Origin of the sequence: Neobacillus thermocopriae, from assembly GCF_010975035.1 — a bacterium.
GTDB classification, from domain to species: Bacteria; Bacillota; Bacilli; order Bacillales; family Cytobacillaceae; genus Neobacillus; species Neobacillus thermocopriae.
Genome location: NZ_JAAIUV010000035.1, coordinates 1 through 17,595, shown reverse-complemented (window position 1 = coordinate 17,595; position 17,595 = coordinate 1). Strand labels below are relative to the sequence as shown.

Annotated in this window: 15 protein-coding genes and 1 pseudogene; 7 read left to right on the top strand and 9 right to left on the bottom strand. The window is 32.8% G+C overall.

All coding sequences use genetic code 11. From position 1 onward, the window contains the following. Nucleotides 1-1,443 precede the first annotated feature (1,443 nt). The 5 genes from G4Z05_RS15475 to G4Z05_RS15455 all read right to left on the bottom strand — a co-directional run bounded on the left by G4Z05_RS15475 (nucleotide 1,444) and on the right by G4Z05_RS15455 (nucleotide 5,820). Nucleotides 1,444-2,568, bottom strand: coding sequence for a glycerate kinase (locus tag G4Z05_RS15475; RefSeq protein ID WP_163252672.1), 1,125 nt, complete (start codon nucleotides 2,566-2,568; stop codon nucleotides 1,444-1,446). A 338-nt stretch (nucleotides 2,569-2,906) separates the two neighbouring features. Then, the gene (locus G4Z05_RS15470; RefSeq protein ID WP_163252670.1) at nucleotides 2,907-3,785 is read right to left on the bottom strand and encodes an AraC family transcriptional regulator; all 879 of its coding nucleotides are present in this window, start codon (nucleotides 3,783-3,785) and stop codon (nucleotides 2,907-2,909) included. 220 nt (nucleotides 3,786-4,005) lie between these two features. Further along, nucleotides 4,006-4,176, bottom strand: coding sequence for a zinc ribbon domain-containing protein (locus tag G4Z05_RS16740; RefSeq protein WP_328004382.1), 171 nt, complete (start codon nucleotides 4,174-4,176; stop codon nucleotides 4,006-4,008). Nucleotides 4,177-4,732: 556 nt separating this feature from the next. Continuing rightward, a complete protein-coding gene (locus tag G4Z05_RS15460) occupies nucleotides 4,733-5,497 on the bottom strand; it encodes a VanZ family protein (protein ID WP_163252669.1) in 765 nt (254 codons plus the stop codon). Next, on the bottom strand, nucleotides 5,458-5,820 hold the full coding sequence (locus tag G4Z05_RS15455) for a PadR family transcriptional regulator (RefSeq protein WP_163252668.1): 363 nt from the start codon (nucleotides 5,818-5,820) through the stop codon (nucleotides 5,458-5,460). Before G4Z05_RS15455 ends, G4Z05_RS15460 begins: the two co-directional genes overlap by 40 nt. Nucleotides 5,821-6,200: 380 nt before the next feature. On the opposite strand from G4Z05_RS15455, the gene G4Z05_RS15450 reads away from it, so the two are divergent. The 3 genes and pseudogenes from G4Z05_RS15450 to catA all read left to right on the top strand — a co-directional run bounded on the left by G4Z05_RS15450 (nucleotide 6,201) and on the right by catA (nucleotide 8,260). Continuing rightward, a complete protein-coding gene (locus tag G4Z05_RS15450) occupies nucleotides 6,201-6,947 on the top strand; it encodes a DUF2087 domain-containing protein (RefSeq protein ID WP_163252667.1) in 747 nt (248 codons plus the stop codon). Between the two features lie 22 nt (nucleotides 6,948-6,969). Further along, nucleotides 6,970-7,326: a GIY-YIG nuclease family protein gene (locus G4Z05_RS15445; protein WP_163252666.1), complete on the top strand. Its 357-nt coding sequence runs from the start codon at nucleotides 6,970-6,972 to the stop codon at nucleotides 7,324-7,326. 205 nt (nucleotides 7,327-7,531) lie between these two features. Then, nucleotides 7,532-8,260 (top strand): annotated as a pseudogene (gene catA / locus G4Z05_RS15440) (type A chloramphenicol O-acetyltransferase). A 731-nt stretch (nucleotides 8,261-8,991) separates the two neighbouring features. On the opposite strand, the gene G4Z05_RS15435 reads toward catA, so the two are convergent. Both G4Z05_RS15435 and G4Z05_RS15430 read right to left on the bottom strand, forming a co-directional pair. Further along, nucleotides 8,992-9,573: a GrpB family protein gene (locus tag G4Z05_RS15435; protein ID WP_163252664.1), complete on the bottom strand. Its 582-nt coding sequence runs from the start codon at nucleotides 9,571-9,573 to the stop codon at nucleotides 8,992-8,994. 156 nt (nucleotides 9,574-9,729) lie between these two features. After that, nucleotides 9,730-11,121 (bottom strand): MDR family MFS transporter, encoded by a 1,392-nt coding sequence (locus tag G4Z05_RS15430; protein ID WP_276207655.1) that lies wholly within the window; start codon nucleotides 11,119-11,121, stop codon nucleotides 9,730-9,732. Between the two features lie 201 nt (nucleotides 11,122-11,322). On the opposite strand from G4Z05_RS15430, the gene G4Z05_RS15425 reads away from it, so the two are divergent. Continuing rightward, on the top strand, nucleotides 11,323-11,922 hold the full coding sequence (locus G4Z05_RS15425) for a TetR/AcrR family transcriptional regulator (RefSeq protein WP_163252662.1): 600 nt from the start codon (nucleotides 11,323-11,325) through the stop codon (nucleotides 11,920-11,922). A 189-nt stretch (nucleotides 11,923-12,111) separates the two neighbouring features. Here G4Z05_RS15425 and G4Z05_RS15420 read toward each other — a convergent pair whose 3' ends face one another. After that, a complete protein-coding gene (locus G4Z05_RS15420) occupies nucleotides 12,112-12,525 on the bottom strand; it encodes a DUF2992 family protein (RefSeq protein WP_163252661.1) in 414 nt (137 codons plus the stop codon). A gap of 716 nt (nucleotides 12,526-13,241) precedes the next feature. Between G4Z05_RS15420 and G4Z05_RS15415 the strand changes: the two genes are divergently transcribed. Together G4Z05_RS15415 and arsC are read left to right on the top strand one after the other, a co-directional pair. Continuing rightward, complete coding sequence (locus G4Z05_RS15415; RefSeq protein ID WP_163252660.1) at nucleotides 13,242-14,537, top strand: arsenic transporter; 1,296 nt, start codon at nucleotides 13,242-13,244, stop codon at nucleotides 14,535-14,537. 31 nt (nucleotides 14,538-14,568) lie between these two features. Next, on the top strand, nucleotides 14,569-14,988 hold the full coding sequence (gene arsC, locus G4Z05_RS15410) for an arsenate reductase (thioredoxin) (protein WP_163252659.1): 420 nt from the start codon (nucleotides 14,569-14,571) through the stop codon (nucleotides 14,986-14,988). Between the two features lie 240 nt (nucleotides 14,989-15,228). Here arsC and G4Z05_RS15405 read toward each other — a convergent pair whose 3' ends face one another. Next, a complete protein-coding gene (locus G4Z05_RS15405; RefSeq protein WP_163252658.1) occupies nucleotides 15,229-15,744 on the bottom strand; it encodes a hypothetical protein in 516 nt (171 codons plus the stop codon). Nucleotides 15,745-16,590: 846 nt separating this feature from the next. Between G4Z05_RS15405 and G4Z05_RS15400 the strand changes: the two genes are divergently transcribed. Continuing rightward, the gene (locus G4Z05_RS15400; RefSeq protein WP_163252657.1) at nucleotides 16,591-17,505 is read left to right on the top strand and encodes an energy-coupling factor transporter transmembrane component T family protein; all 915 of its coding nucleotides are present in this window, start codon (nucleotides 16,591-16,593) and stop codon (nucleotides 17,503-17,505) included. Nucleotides 17,506-17,595 lie beyond the last annotated feature (90 nt).

Sequence of the window (17,595 nt, the reverse complement as noted above, 5' to 3'; positions counted from 1 at the left end):
TAAAATCCGCATTATATTTTTTACCTGTATTTTTGTTTACCATTTGGACACAACCTTTCTATACCTAGTATGGTCAGATTTACAAAAAACTTAACTTAGTTGTGTCCATGAAACTATACTAGCATCACTTTCTTCTTTCTCTAAAAGAAAAGATAGGTTAGAAGCTATCACTCCAAATTTTCTGCTGTAACACAAAAAATATAATATATATGTTATTAATTTTAAATTAATTGTAATAATTAATTCTCCAGATTAAATTTGTTACTTCTTGACTAAGAATTAAATCATACAATCTCTTTGCCTGATCATATGCTTTTTGAATACCACCGTCACTTTAAAAAACTCTTTTTTAGGATTAATTTGTACTTGATAAAGTAATTAATTATAACAATGTAAAACCTACTGAAAGAGCTAGGTCCCATCTAAACAATATTAAATATTTAGAAAAAATATTAGTAAATATTTATGTTTGTTCTCAAGAAATCAATGAACCTAATTTATAAAATAAATATCTCTGTTTTAGCCAGACCCAGCAAGATATTCAAAAACAATTTCTCCTTGCTGAGCGCTGAGCCTTATAGCCATACAAAGAAATAATTCTGTTAAAGAAAATAGCTCTTAAGCAATAAAGAATTGATATGGCTTACAAAAACAAAGACTGGTAATACAGCAGAAAATGAAAGTCTGTTATCATTTTCATTAGAGATCATTGAACACAAAATTCTTATGAAATGTTGCAAATGTTAAGGTATTTTTTTAGATATACAATTAAGTAATTTAACATTAAGAAAAAAATGTTTTACAGAACCACTTATCAAATTAGAAAAACTTATAAATATTCAAGAAGTGCAGAGATTTTGAAGGATAAGGAATACTGTACAATACTCAACTATGTATTATTGTTAATAAGACATAACTTTAAAACTTCAAAACTACATTTTTAGAAGAGAACATAAGGAGATCCAATAAACAGTTGAACGATTAATGACCATTCACTTTATACTTCTAATAAATTTTAAAACATATCTTGATTAACACAATCAACTGCTTTGTATTTCCCCATTTATCTATAATCAAGAGATTACAATATTGTGGTCACCAATTTAAATCCAAGGTTAAGATCTTTTTATTTAACTATTGTGGAAAATTTGAGGCAAAAAAGAATGTCAACCAATTAATTATTGAATCATAGGAAATAAAAATATGATTAATTATATTTTGAACTAGCTAAAATTACTGAAGCACGAAATTGCTTAAATATCCTTGTCCATAGCTATTAAACAGAACATAGAAACTGAAATTTAAATTCTACAATTTTATACTCGCTCGTATTGCTAAACAAAAAGGACACTCTTAGTTAGAGTGCCCTCAACAATAAACAACAATATACTTATTTATTTTTGATAGATTTCACATGAATCATAGCTTAACAGATTCATCTGATTACTTTGACTGCCTAATCCCATGAACTAAATTCATTACTTGCCTTGTTTGCTCAAAAAGAAATTCCTCTGCCCGCTCCATACATTCCTCAATAGGAACTGGATGATTAATGATAGAAAAACATCCACTAAACTTTTCTAAAAGTGGGGTAAGATTCCCTTTAAGGCTACCGGAAATGAGAATGACAGGTACATGATATTTTCTAGCTAATTCAGCAATATAACCGGGGGCTTTTCCAAATAGTGTTTGTTCATCACTTTGACCTTCTCCTGTAATAACTATATCTGCTTGTTGAATTGCCTCTTCTACTTGAGAGATTTCACCTACTAATTTTGCTCCTGATACAAGCTCTGCGTTCAAGGTAAGAAAAGCAAATCCTAGTCCCCCTGCAGCCCCTGCTCCAGGAATTTCACTTAATCTTTTATTTGAAAACAGTTGGGAAAATCGCTCCATCGCTTTATCGTATGCCACCACTTGTTCTGGAGATGCGCCTTTTTGCGGACCATAAATGGCACTAGCTCCCATTTCTCCTGTCAAAGGATTCTCTACATCACAAGCGACTTTAATTATTACTTCTTTAAGCCGGGAATCAAGATGATCCAAATTAATCTGAGCAACTTCAAGAAGGTGTCTGCCAAATATTCCAATTTCCTCGCCATGCTTGTTGTAAGCTTTCATTCCAAGTGCAATAAGCATACCAAGACCAGCATCGTTCGTCGCACTACCACCAAGACCTATAATTAATGTTTTACAGCCATGGTCGAGTGCATCTTTTATGGCTTCTCCAAGTCCAAACGTCGTGGTATAATCTGGATTTCTCTTTTCTTTTGCCACTTGGGGGAGTCCAGCAATGTTAGCTATTTCAATTACTGCCGTATTCTTTTCCATAATGGCATAGTAGGTAGTTATTTTCTTACCATCTGGACCAGTACAATTGATGGTAATCTTTTCTCCTCCTGATGCAGCAATTAATGCATCAACAGTACCTTCTCCCCCATCCGCCATCGGTTTCTCTATAATTTCATCATGCTTACCAAGATTTTGTATTGCACGCTTCATTACTTTGGTTGCCTCAAGGGAAGTTAAGCTTCCTTTAAATGAATCGGGTGCTAAAACAATTTTCATTCTACATTCCTCCTATTCTCATGCCCCTCTACTTTATTAGTTATACATAAAAAACTCCTCCACCTTATCATTTTACAAGCTATTATAGTTCATATTTTAAAAATTTTCATAAAATAAAATCTTCCTAGTTTTAAAAAACGTTTAGGTAAACTATTAGTAACCGGTAACTAATTCACAGTTATCTAGGAGCTGAATAAAATGAAAAAATATTATGTAACAACTAACAATAACTACCGCCTTCATGCTAGGAACTTTCACCAATAGACTCCCCCCCTGCCAGGCACATACGAAAAAGGGCACTCTATCATAGAGCGCCCTCAATTATCTCATTTTGATCGTTATTCACCTTTTTTCTTTACTGGAATCCAGATTTCACTTCGATACTTCGGATTTCCAGTGTCTGGACTTTCATTCCACAAAATTTCAGGACCTTCAACCTCTTCATATCCTGATGATGGAAACCACTCTGAGTATATCCTTCCCCATACATTTTGGAGTGTTTCTGGGAATGGTCCGATAGATTCAAAAACAGCCCATGTACCAGCTTCTACATTCAATACATCGAATGTTCCTGTTTCATCACTTGAAGTTGCTACACCAATATAATGATCAAGCATCCCTTTTTCTTCCATTCTTCCTTCTGAGAAGTTAACCGATGCACTTATAATCCCTCTTGGTTCAACATTGGAAAGTGCTTTTAATTGTTTAACAACCTCAGGGGTTAAAAGTTGAGTCATTTTTGCAATCTCTGGATTGACACCTTCAAAAACAATGGGAACTCTTTTCTTAAATCCGACTACCTTAAAAGGTCCTTTCTCCACAATGCGATAATTCATTTCGCATCCTCCTTTAATTGATAATTGAAAGGTCATTCTAGGAAACGCTTTTACCTGTGCATTCTCACCTCTAGCTTCAGAAGGAAGAATGCCATGAATCGAATGAAAAGCACGGGAGAATGAATCTGCTGAATCATAACCATATTTAATAGCAATATCGATGATCCTCAAATTTGTATCCTTTAAATCAAGAGCAGCCAACGTTAATCTCCTTCTTCGGATATACTCTGATAAACCAATTCCTGATAAAAAAGAAAACATTCTTTTAAAATGATACTCAGAACAATGAGCAATTTTTGCTACTTCACGATAATCAATCTCCTCCGTAAGGTGCTCTTCAATATATGCCAATGCTTTATTCATCCTACTTAACGAATCCATAAAATAACCTCCTTTCATCATCGATATTATCAAAGGATGCGCGAACCAACCCGACATTCTGTGCACAGTATAGTCGAATTCCTTTCATTCCCACGGTGCAATTTGATCGCTGGAAATTTATCTGATATTCACAATCTCCCCTATGAAACTGCAGTTTCCATAAGAATTACTAAATTGATATCTGCTAGTCGAACCTTAATGAAATCCCGAATAAATAAGATTATGCTTTTTTCCACCGTTTTAGGGTAGGTAATAGTGTTGTTAGCTCTTTTCTAGCTTTTTCTTCTCCCATTGATTCTCCCAGAATAGGTACAAGCATTTCAATCATTTCTTGAAGTGTTAGATTATGATGAATGAATTTCCCATCTTTATAGCAATTTGTACAGTAAATACTTTCTTTACCATCAGGTTCTTATGCTATAAAATGTGCGTGTTCTTCATTAAAAGGTAAACCACAACTTTGACACATTGGTACTTTTTCCATTTTCATCATTCCGATCTTAATAAATTAGTTTCACACCAATACAGAACGTATGTTCCTGTTTGAAGAATACTATAAATTTTAAGATGTTGTCAATTATAGGTACCATAAATATAAACGATCCACAATTATTTTCAGGATAATGTCTAAATATTAGGTTTCAATTTCATAATCACTACTGTCCTTTTTACTGTAATTCCACACGATCCCTCCTATTAAACCTCTAATAATCAAAATGATCCATTTTATTGCTTTTTTTCATCCTATAAACCCCCTTTTCATTTTTAAATTCAATTACCCAACTCTATTTCAGAATAGAATCAAAGACCCATACAACTACAATAAACACCCATAGGAAGTCCCTTGGGTGTTATAATGAAAAATCGTTGTAACTGAATGTAAAAATAATGAAGTATGCAAATGTTAATCCTGCTTTCCTACACATTAACTCCCCAATTTTAAGAAATTAATTTGTGGACCTACGGAAATAACCTCTTTTCGGTAAAATTATGACATTTTTTAATATCCTTAAAAGCCAGAAACCAAAAATACTGCCAATCATATTCAAAATGACATCATCAATATCAAATTGCCCAATTTTTAAAACGAGCTGAATAGTTTCAATTGAAAAGCTGATAACTATGGAAGTTACTATTATTTTCGAAACTCTACTATATTTTTTAAATAGTAAAGGAAGAAAAATACCTAATGGTAGGAAAATTAAAATATTCCCCAATGTATTATTAATAATGATATCTAGATTAAAATGGTCAGAGCCAATTATGTATTTAATCGTATTTTTAAAGGGAATGATATTCGTATTGAACTTTAAAAATTCTATAATTCCTTCTGAATTTTCGGGAGGAATTATATATCGGTTCCAGTCCATTCCATGTATGGAATCAAAAATACGTACGATTATTCTTTCAAATAGCAACTTAAATAACACAACGAAAGAGTATAAAACAAACAAAATCCACGTTCCTATCTTAAATACCTTATAGTATGGAAATAGTGAATCTTGTAAACCTTTTGTTAGTTCTTTTTGTTCCCCAAAACTTTCTAATGCCTTTTGTGTTGCTTTTTCCTCTGTTAATCCTTCATCTAAGTATTCATTCTTCAATAAATGAAGATGATCTCTCATTTCATCAATTAATTCTCTTTTTTCTTCCTCATCACAATTTAATTGGTTTACAATTTTATGAATATAGGTGTCAATTTTTTTATCCAAGCGACTCCCTCCGAACACACTTTAATTAAATTACTAATCAAATTCCATTCTTTTAATTTCTTATCTAATTCTTTCTTTCCATCTTGTGTAATCCTATAGTATTTCCTTCTTCCACCAGTCTCAGAATTGCCCCAATATGATTCAAGCCATCCTTTATTTTCTAAGCGCTTCAAGGCGGGATATAATGTTCCTTCACTCATGTTATATAGTTCATTACTATTTTCTTTTAACGTTTTTACAATTTCATAACCATACATATCCCGTTTATTTACTAGTGATAAAAGGAGAATATCAATACTTCCTTTCATGATTTCCTTATCCATGACTACACCTCGCTTTCAATACTCATCTTATTTACATCGTATCACATTGGTACATCGCATTACAAGGTCATAAATAGAAATTTTATCCTTTTTTGTAAAATACCAAACACTATTTAATGGAAATATTTTCATTATTTATATCCTCCACAGCTCCAGCAAATGAAATATCACTCGGGCATCTTCGTGATAAATTCTTTATTAACTTAAAATAAGATATATTTCAAATGTATGAAAATTTTGTTTAAAAATAAACAAACATTATAAATATTTGTTTATTATTTTATTGACTACACTCAAACTCTGCATATAAAATATAGAAGGATATTTAAACAAATGACACTATTGTTTGTTTTAAAAATAGATAGGATGTGCATATACCAATGGAACTATCAAATGTTTTTTGGAGTGCCTCACTAGAAGAGTTAAAAAATGGGTACATTGAAGAAAGCGAATCCTTTACTTGTCTTTTATGTGGAGAAAAAGTAGAAAAAGGAATCATATATCCTTACGAAAATAGACTTTACGAAGCGGAAAGGTATATACGTATTCATATTGAGAATACCCACCATTCCGTATTTGAATATTTACTTTCCATGGACAAAAAACTTACGGGTCTTACTGACCATCAAAAGAAACTGTTATCCCTTTTTTATCAAGGAAAAAGTGATAAAGAAATTCAAAAAGAGTTAGGCATTGGAAGTACTTCTACTATACGTCATCATCGTTTTGCATTAAAAGAAAAAGAACGTCAGGCAAAGCTATTTTTAGCAATGATGGAATTACTTAAAGAAAAAGACCAACATGCCCCAGCTTTTGTTCCTGTGCATAAAACCGCCACAATGGTAGATGAAAGATATAACATTACTCAAGAAGAACAAGAGCAAATTGTTAATAAGTACTTCTCTGATGGGGTATTAACAAAGTTTCCAAATAAAGAGAAACAAAGATTGATTATCCTTAGAGAAATTTCGAAGCAATTAAAATTGGATTACCACTATGATGAAAAAGAATTAAATCAAACTTTAAAAGACATCTATGAGGATTATGTTTTAATTAGAAGATATTTAGTAGATTACGGATTTTTAAACCGTAAACCAGACGGAAGCAGTTATTGGAGAAACAAATAATGAAAAATGTAGGTGAAAAAACATGGATCGTAAAAAAATGCTGAAACAACAATTTAAAGAAACATCTGTTGAGGCTGGTATTTATCAAATTGTAAATACGATTAACCATAAAGTTCTCGTTGGAAGTACGTTAAACTTAAAAACTCTAAATGGAATTAAATTCATGCTCGAAACGAATGCCTATACAACTAATAAAGAGCTACAAAATGATTGGAACCAATACGGAAAAGATGCTTTCAAGTTTGAAATCCTAGAAAAATTGAAGAAAAAGGATGATCCTTATTTTAATGAAAAAGAGGCATTACTCTCCCTTGAAGAAAAATGGTTAGAAAAGTTACAACCATATGGAGAGCGTGGTTATAACAAAAAACAGTCTTAAATATTTATCGTTTGAGTTATAACACCTTAACCGAGATCGAAGATTGATAGGTGGTAAAATACTATAATAATACTAAAATCAGATAAATTAGGATGTGTCTTTTTAAATATATTTAATTATTTTTAACAAAGGATTGATACCAATGAAAAAAGCAGACAAGTCTGCCTCCTAAATTTACTTAAATAAAAATTTAGGAGGCAAATCAATGAACTTTACTAAGATTGATCTAGACAATTGGGATAGAAAAGAAGTTTTTAATCATTTTTTGAATCAACAAACAACTTTTAGTTTAACAACGGAAATTGATGTTAGTGCTTTATATCAAAACATAAAGCAAAATAAATATAAATTTTATCCTGCATTTATCTACTTAGTGGCAAAAGTGATTAACTCAAATATAACATTAAGAACTGGTTTCAATAGTAAAGGTGAGTTAGGTTATTGGGATAAATTAGACCCTCTTTATACCATTTTTGATGATGTATCAAAGACTTTCTCTGGTATTTCGACTCCTGTTAAGGATGACTTTAAAGAGTTTTATCATTTATACCTTTCTGATGTAGAAAAATATAATGGTACAGGAAAATTGTTTCCAAAAACCCCTATACCTGAGAACACTTTTTCTATTTCAGTTATTCCATGGACATCCTTTACCGGATTTAATTTGAATATCAATAATAATAAGAACTATCTTCTCCCCATCATTACAGCAGGAAAATTCATTCAAAAAGGTAATTCCATATATTTACCGCTATCTATACAGGTACATCATTCAGTTTGTGATGGGTATCATGTAGGACTATTTATAAACACTATACAAGAATTATCTAATAGGCCAAATGACTGGCTCTTTTAATAAAAAAAGCCGACTGTACTTTCTACAGTCGGTTATTTTTATGCACTAATCGTTCCTATTGGTATTATTTTGATATAGCTCCCTTTTTCATCCATAAATTAGTTGAAACGAGTAACCTTTTAACACTTAAGATAAACAACTGGCGGCATACTTATCCTCTTTAATCCATTCAGCATAGTAAATTTTAATAAAATTATTATTATCTACCCAATAAAAAGAGCATAATTTAATTCTCACTGTGCTCATTCCCCTGACAAAGTGGAATCATCAAGTTATCATATGTATTTTTTCAATCTTCATCGATGATTCGTCCAATAATCATTTCGGCATAACCAAGAACCTTTTTATGTTTTAGTGGAAAAGGTAATTCTAATATTTGGCTCAAAGGAATTCGCTCAGGTAAAGGGAAGAGATGGGATGAGAAAGACAAAATATAAAACCTGGATTAGAACAAAAGCCATCATACTATTTTCGATTTAAACTTATTTTATATACTCACTCTTTTACCTGAAAAAACTTTCACCTTTTTTATAAATGTTTAAAGTTTAACAAGTGAAAGCAGTGGAAAACCAATCGTAACATAGTTTGGATAAAAAAGACCCGGTTTGTCGGAAGTTTATTTTATTAACGAAAACCGGGTCTAAAATAAAATTTTATATTCATTAAGATACAATTTTTTCCATCAGCACTCTGACGTCATATAGCTCAAGTTTATGGAATTTGATGTCATGATGCGACTTATCCATTAGACATTTAATACTCCTATTTCCATCTCTATATGCTAAATAAAAATATATAGCGAGATAATATTATTTAACACGATTTGCCCGTTCCATAATCTCCTGAACAATTGATGTTTTGGCATCTGCATAGTGCTGAACATGCCTCCACTTTTTCTTTGCTAGATTTCGCTTGACTTGTGCATATTTCTCTCGGTCCGTTTCGTTTGTTCGTAACCAGTCTCGAAAGCGTAACATTCTATCAATCTCGGATGAACCCAAACTGAATACATGCAAATTGATATCGGTATCGGGACCTTTAAACATACGATGCTCGAACCAATCAGGCTCCCGTATCTTTAACATGTATCCAGCTGCTTCCAATGCTGGAACATAGGAGGCCTCATCAGTAGAATTCTTGACTACTAGCAACATATCAATGATTGGTTTTGCACAAAGCCCAGGTACCGAGGTTGAACCCACATGTTCAATCCGTAACACTTTGTTTCCAAGGACTGACCGAATCCTACTTGCTTCCCGTTTAAACAAAACTGGCCAAATCGGATTGTATTCGACAAGAGTAATCGGTGCGTTATGTGCCTTTAGTTCAACTAACATTAGTTTCTGAAGTTCTTCATCACTTTTTAACGAGAAGCTATTGTCTGATCCCATTTTATCGGACTCCTTTACGGTTTATCTTTTGGACTTAATGAAAATTTTCTTATATACCTTAATACCACCTTCTATGATTACTTCCTTCAATAAATCTCATCAGCATGATAAAAATCTGACATTTTATACATTTAATACTACGATCCGTTTATTATACTAGTGTTTTAACATGTTAGACCCTATAGCTGTGCCTACTAGTTTATTTGTCAAAAATAGGGCGGGCAATATACTAATGATCATGAAGATTAGGCTTGTAATAAAACCGATATGATAAGCACCAACCATATTGTTTACTATTGCTTCATTCTTATTTAGAGCATTGCTAACTACCGTTGCCAAAATCGCGGAGCCAGAAGCAGCTCCAACATTTTGGATGATGCGAGTAGCAATACTTGCTGCTGGGATTTGTGGCTGTTGTAGTCCTACAAAAGAATCGCTCATTACAGGGAGCGTAATCCCTCCCACACCAATTCCACGTATGAATAGGACAATCCATATGATCCACGGCGCTATGTCAGCATCAAAGAAAACAAAAGGAAGTGTCCCGATGATCGTGATAGCAATTGATGGTATTACTACAAACCGAGCCCCGAACTTATCCGTCATTTTTCCGACCAAAGGCCGTATAACCAACATTCCCACACCTTGAGGAATTAGCCAAAGGGCTGAAGTAATGACATTTAGACCGAGTACATTTTGAAAAAACATAGGGAAGAGAAGCATAGGACCATTGGTGGCAAATCCCGCTAAGAACAGGGAAAGAAACGCTGCACTGAAATTTTTGGATTTGAACAGATCTAGTGGAAGCAAGGCCTGATTCTTTCTCTTCCATGCATAAAGCAAGTATGAAATCAGTGAGACAGCAGCGATAACAAAAGCCAAGCTGCCTATTGTTCGAGTGCTCTCCGTCCTAATCTCCGTGATACCAAAGATAAACATTCCCGATACCATTGCCAGCAACAGTATACCGATCCAATCTAATTTTGCAGATTTATTCATTGCTTCAAACTTAGGTAGTTTCCATTGCGTGATGTATAAAGCAATGGACCCTATAGGAAGGTTTACAAAAAATAGCCACTGCCACTGTAAGTGCTGTAAAATAAGTCCCCCGATGACCGGTCCGGCAATTGGTCCAAAAACAATAGGAATTCCCACAACTGACATGACACGACCGATATTTTCACTGCCCGCTGCTTGTGCTATTAATGCCGTCAGCGTTGGCATGATAATACCGGAAGCGAACCCTTGCAGCACACGAAAGATTATTAAGCTTTGCATATCCCAGGCAAGACCAGCGAGGAGCGAGCTTATCAAAAACAATCCCAATGCGCCCATGTAAACTCTCTTCCCGTCATATTTTTGCATCAACCAACCAGAAAATGGGACAGCCATTCCCAAGGCTAGAACATATCCGGTCACAACCCATTGAGTAACAGCAAAAGTGGATGAGAACACTTTTGCCAAATCATTTACCGCAATATTAACGATCGTTGAGTCCAACATTGGTAGAATGGCACCCAATACCAAAATCCACGCGATGCTGGCCATACCTTTTGGCAATTTTTCTTTTTCCATATCTCCATCTCCTTAAGATACAGTGTGTACCTTAATTAGTATACATATTTTCTTTATAAGGTTCAATATGTACCTTATATATTTTTTTAAATATGTTATAATGTTTTAAAATTCTATAGCCGGAATATCCAATTTTAAAAAATTTGTATTTTATCCAGAGAGGATGGACATAGAATGAAAGTCACTGGCAGGAATACGCGCAGGCGTGGAGACATACTAAACGAAAGCATTTATAACGCCACTATAGAATTAATCAAAAAAGTTGGTTATCACAATCTTACGTTCCAGCAAATCGCGAATGCTGCAGAAACTAGCCGTACTGTCTTATACCGCCGCTGGAAAACTACCTATGATTTAATTCGCGAAATCATCGAATATAAAGTAACAAACGTGCTCGGCGGGCCATTGATTGATAAGATTGAGGACACAGGAAGTTTGCGTGGGGACTTAATGCATTTGCTTTCACTCTACCAAAGTCTTTATGTAGAGGTTGATCATGAAATAATGAATGCGATTTTATTTGAGATGGGGCAAAATAAAGACAAAATCTCTGAGATAGAAATAAACGCAACAAATAAAAATATCTTGGTCATGCGTAAACTGCTTCAGTTCGCAAAAAACCGTGGGGAAAAAATAAAAGAGGTCAGCGATGCGACATTGACCCTGCCTTTTGACTTAATCCGTGTGGAAAATATCTTGCGGAAAGATGGTATTGATACAAAACGATTAGAGTTATTGGTTGATGAAATATTGCTTCCAGTTTTCCTTGCCTAACACAAAAATAGCGGGTGTATTTTCAATTTAAATATGCCCGCTCATAGTATTGGTAAAAAATTATTTTAAAAACAAAAACAGCCCTATGTGATGAATACAAGTAATGATAATTAAAAAGTTAAAAAATAAATGACAAAAAAGTTGTTACATAAAAATATCTATCATAACAACTTTTTTGTCATAATCCTTTTATCGTCCTTTATGTTTTTGTTTAGCTTTTTGTTTTTTTAACTCCCATTTCTTTTGTTTCAAAGCCTCGTTACACTCTTTTTTCCGCTTTTTACTTTCTAGTTTACGTAGCTCCATTTCTTGTTTGATTGCCTCTTGTGCCTTTGTCGATACCCCAAAATTCTGCATTTCTTTAGCTACTTCTCGTTGAAGACGTTTAGGATTTATTTTTTTCTTTAACTTTTTTTTATCCTCGATTCCAATTTGTTTCCTATTGTTAATTATGTTAAGTAACCTATCGTTTACGAATTCTAACACTTCTGTATCATTTGGTTCTGCACCAAATATGTGACGAAAAGCCTTTAATTTTTCGTTTTCGTGAAATTCAATCACTCCAATCCAAAACTGACCATCGTAATAAATCGTCAATGTCACGACGATTCCCTCCTCTAAAAGATAAATCTTGGAATGATGGACAACCCGAGGAAGGGAAGGTTACTGACATCAATATGATAATTGATGCATCCGGACTACCAACCGGATCGTGTTTTTACATTCCTTACTTTATATACTATAACAATTTCCAATAAATAGATACAAATCTTCAGGAATTATACTTTATATAATTCTGAAAAGGGAAAAGTCGAAAATTGAGGCACAAGAAAAGGAGTAAATTTTTCAGTCTTCCTTAAGATCTTATTCTTGCATAAACATACATATTAAACAAAAAGCCCGTTTTAGTTTTAGTACATATTTTCACAGTCCTATTTAAGAAATAATTATTAGTTGAAATATTACTAGGATGATAGATATTCTATATAAGTATTTGCTTATAAATTTATTTTGAAAACAACAACCTAGGAGGAAAGTGCAGACATTTTAAAGTTATTAGGTGATGTAACCCTTCTTTCAATATTAGGGTTACTTTAAAGAAAACCTTTTGTGTATGTGTATTTGATCTCTTCAAAATGACGCCACCTGCAATTAGCCCACATCTACGCAAACGAAAAGATGTAGGCTAGTGAAGAATAAAGAAAAGGCCAATGGATTCATTATTCTCTTAATCGCAATAGTGATTATTTTCAATTATATTAATCATTTTAGAACAACAAAGTTCAAAGATGACGTGTAAATAAGGAGGAACATCTAGTTTGTTACAACCAGTTTTAGCTTCCGTAATATTTCTAATTACACTGATCCTTGTTATATGGCAGCCTAAAAACTTATCTATTGGCTGGTCTGCTTGCGGTGGTGCTATTCTAGCACTCCTAGTTGGAGTCGTGAATTTTCAAGATGTGTGGAATGTAACAAGTATTGTTTGGAACGCCACTCTAGCGTTTATTGCTATTATTATTATTTCATTAATTCTAGACGAAATTGGATTCTTTGAATGGTCTGCTCTTCACATGGCAAGAGTAGCAAAAGGGAATGGAGTGAAAATGTTTGTATATATCACCATTTTAGGGGCCATAGTAGCAGCACTTTTTGCAAATGATGGTGCAGCACTCATATTAACTCCTATTGTTTTATCAATGGTAAGGGCATTAAACTTTGATGAAAAAATGGTATTCCCCTTCATCATAGCAAGCGGTTTTATTTCAGATACAACATCTCTACCTCTAGTTGTAAGTAACTTGGTGAACATTGTATCGGCTGACTACTTTGGCATTGGATTTAACGAATATACTTCACATATGATTATTCCAACAATATTTTCGCTGATTGGAAGTATTTTAGTTTTGTATCTATACTTCAGAAAAAGTATCCTAAATCGATACGATATAAAGAATTTAAAACATCCCTTTCAAGCTATTCGAGATCAAAAAATGTTCCATATATCCTGGTTTGTACTAGCAGTTCTCTTCATTGGCTATTTTGTAAGTGAATTTTTAAATATTCCAGTGTCAATCATAGCTGGAATCATTACCATATTCTTCTTAGTAATGGCTAAAAGGAGCTCCTCTGTTAATACTAAGAAAATTATTAAAGGGGCTCCTTGGAATATCGTTTTCTTCTCTATTGGTATGTACGTTGTTGTTTATGGCCTTCGAAATGCCGGATTAACCAATATCCTAGCTGATATTATCCAAATTGGGGTGGACAAGGGGTTATTTTCAGCTACGATGTTAATGGGCTTCCTAGCAGCTATTCTTTCATCTGTTATGAACAACTTGCCTACAGTAATGATTGATGCGTTGGCCATATCTGATACCACTGCAACAGGTACAATTAAAGAAGCTTTAATATATGCAAATGTAATAGGATCGGATTTAGGGCCAAAGATTACTCCAATTGGTTCTTTAGCAACCCTTTTATGGTTGCACGTCTTGTCACGAAAGGGTGTAATAATATCTTGGGGAACCTATTTTAAGACGGGAATAATACTAACAACTCCCGTTCTGTTTTTCACTTTATTAGGGCTTTATCTTTGGTTATTCTTCGTTTAATAAAAAAAATTAGAATAGGAGAAGTAGTAGAATGTCTAAAAAAACAATCTATTTTTTATGTACGGGAAACTCTTGTAGAAGCCAAATGGCAGAAGGTTGGGCAAAGAAATACTTAAGTAATGAATGGATGGTTAAAAGTGCGGGAATTGAAGCACACGGACTAAATCCCAACGCTGTCAAAGCAATGAAAGAGGTCGGTATTGATATTTCCAACCAAACATCGGACATTATTGACAATGAAATTTTAAACAATACTGATTTTGTTGTAACATTGTGTGGAGATGCAGCCGATAAGTGCCCGATGACTCCACCCCATGTTAAACGCGTCCATTGGGGATTTGATGATCCGGCTAAAGCAAAAGGAACAGAAGAAGAAATATGGTCCGTTTTCCGACGTATCCGCGATGAAATTGGAAATAGAATTAAACGGTTTGCTGAAACAGGTGAATAATGAAATCGTATTCACAAGTGGTTCAATATCTTTTTCTTTTGACAATTTAATAAATGAAAGTACCTTTAACACGGAATGAGCAAGAATAAATGATAAAATCTAATCCACATACGATTTCAAATAGTTATCGAACATTTTAGATAAACAAATTAAGGTGCGTGTAGAAAATTTCTACACGCACCTTTTTTTACTTAAAAATAGGTACCTATCAAATAGTGGTGAGATTCAGCTGACCATCTTTCATGAAATAAAATTGTGCTTTTTTAAACACTCCAAGTTAAATTGAAATCCCCTATCATTGACATTGTTTAAAACCATTTCTCTCTTAGGTAAGCCAATAAGAGCAACAAGATACATTGTTAAATATTCAGAAAAGCCGTAGACTCCTGCATGACTTACATGAATACCGTCCTCAGATTCCAACACTATAGATATCCTATAACCTTTATTATGTTCATCGATTAAATTATTATTTGTTATTTCATCACGAGGAACATCTATCTCTGTTTTATCATTACGCTCATCTTCGAATATTTCTTTTTCTTCATTGTTACATATCTTATTTAATATGTCTGGATTCGTGATGGTAAATAATTTATAAATTTTTGATTCATCCACTTCATCATCATTTTTATAATCATCTGGATGAATACTATATAATGGTATTTCAATTGCTTTGAATTTTTTCATTAAAATATGTTCAATAAATTCTTTTGTTGGTGGAGATAATTTCAAGTTTTTTAGCTTATTTGCCAATTTAATATAATCATAAATCCATCATTAATTCCTCAATTTCCCTTCATCCTATTGAGCAACCCCATAAAAAAGAATACATTTTTGGTGTCCTTTTAAACGGATGCCAATGATAATATTTTCTTTTTTTACTATCTATTTCATGTATAGGTTTAGCTTTTGGATTTGCTGATGCTACAATTTCCTTTGCTTTATTTTTAAAAGTAGTTAGATTTTTTTGCTCTTTTAATTGCTTCAGATTTTGATAATTCTTTACCAATGTATAAACTATTATTTTTCAGTACTGCAAATGATTATATTGTTTTTTCTTAAGTTTAGGAATCGCCTCTGTAGCAACAAGATAAGCTGATCCTGAAACAATCATAATCACAAACCGTTAGCTATTAAGGTTAATAACGCTCCAGAAATTTCTATACCCGCAATTGCAATAACCGGTGCAACTGAAGCAGTTACTTTTGTAGAATCATAGTAGATTTCACATCTGTTTCAACATATTAAAAAAGGAATTACTCCAATTCCTAAATTTTGATGACGTAACTGAGGAAATGCTTCACCGCTTGATTGAGCGAATCGAGGTAAAAGCAACGGTTCACCGATTATTTACTATCGATTAATTGAAAAAATGAACACTCGATTATTTATTCCAGTGTCTCTAATACAAAGATATAGTGATCTGTAGAGTCTTTTTACAAATATATAGCAATGTTGATAGACAGAATTTCGTTTGCTATGCTTATATAAGCATAACGATATTAATTTACATATTTAATTCTTGACTGATTATTGATTTCCCCTATCTTTAAATATCCGTTTTATTATCATTTACTACTCTAAGGAGACAGCAATTTAATGAAATTAAAAAAAACGTATTCATTTATGTTTTTAATTCTATATATTTTTATTCTATTTTTCTTTATAGTTTGGAGTAATTCTGACTTATTAGTTTGGTTATATACAATCGTATTCATCTTTTCAATCAGTTATCTTTGGAAAACATTTAATACAAAAAGAACAAAAAGACTGTTGTTACTTGGTTATCTCATCATATTTATGATCCAACTAACCTATAATGCTATAGTAATCTATCCATTGAATGACAGCCATTCACTTGAATTCACAAAAAAGGCTATTGCTGTGTTTTTAATTTTTTTACCCTTTTCATTACTCTATATTAACTATCTTTATGTACTACAAAATAAATTTTTTCCATCAAATAGAGATGGCTACGTATTAACATTTGAAGCAATAAAGTTATTGCAGAATAAAGGCAAATCTTTCATTCACGCGACAAGAGAAACGAAAGGAAAGATAAATAGAGCAAATCTTGAACAGATTTTGTCGGATATTCCAAAGCACCGGTATACGAAGTACACAAGTTATAATAACCTACCTAATACTTTCTTTGAACAATGTGAGCTTTCAATCGAAGAAGATAATAAAATATATATCATTGTATCAAGTACCGGAAGCCCGGCCAGTGAACTGATTTCAGTATTTACTAAAAAAGAATATAACCATGTATCAATTAGTTTTGATAAAGATTTAAAAACAATAATTAGTTATAACGGCGGGAATCATGTCCAACAACCGGGTCTAAATGTAGAAGATTTACAATCGTTCTATCAAAAAGAAGATAGTAATATTCTTGTTTATAGTCTTCAAGCTACAAGAGAACAAAAACAAAAGCTCCTAAATAAAATAAGAAATATTAATTCAGAAGGAAGTGCTGATGCTAGTATAGTTTCATGGACACAACTAAGTTAAGTTTTTTGTAAATCTGACCATACTAGGTATAGAAAGGTTGTGTCCAAATGGTAAACAAAAATACAGGTAAAAAATATAATGCGGATTTTA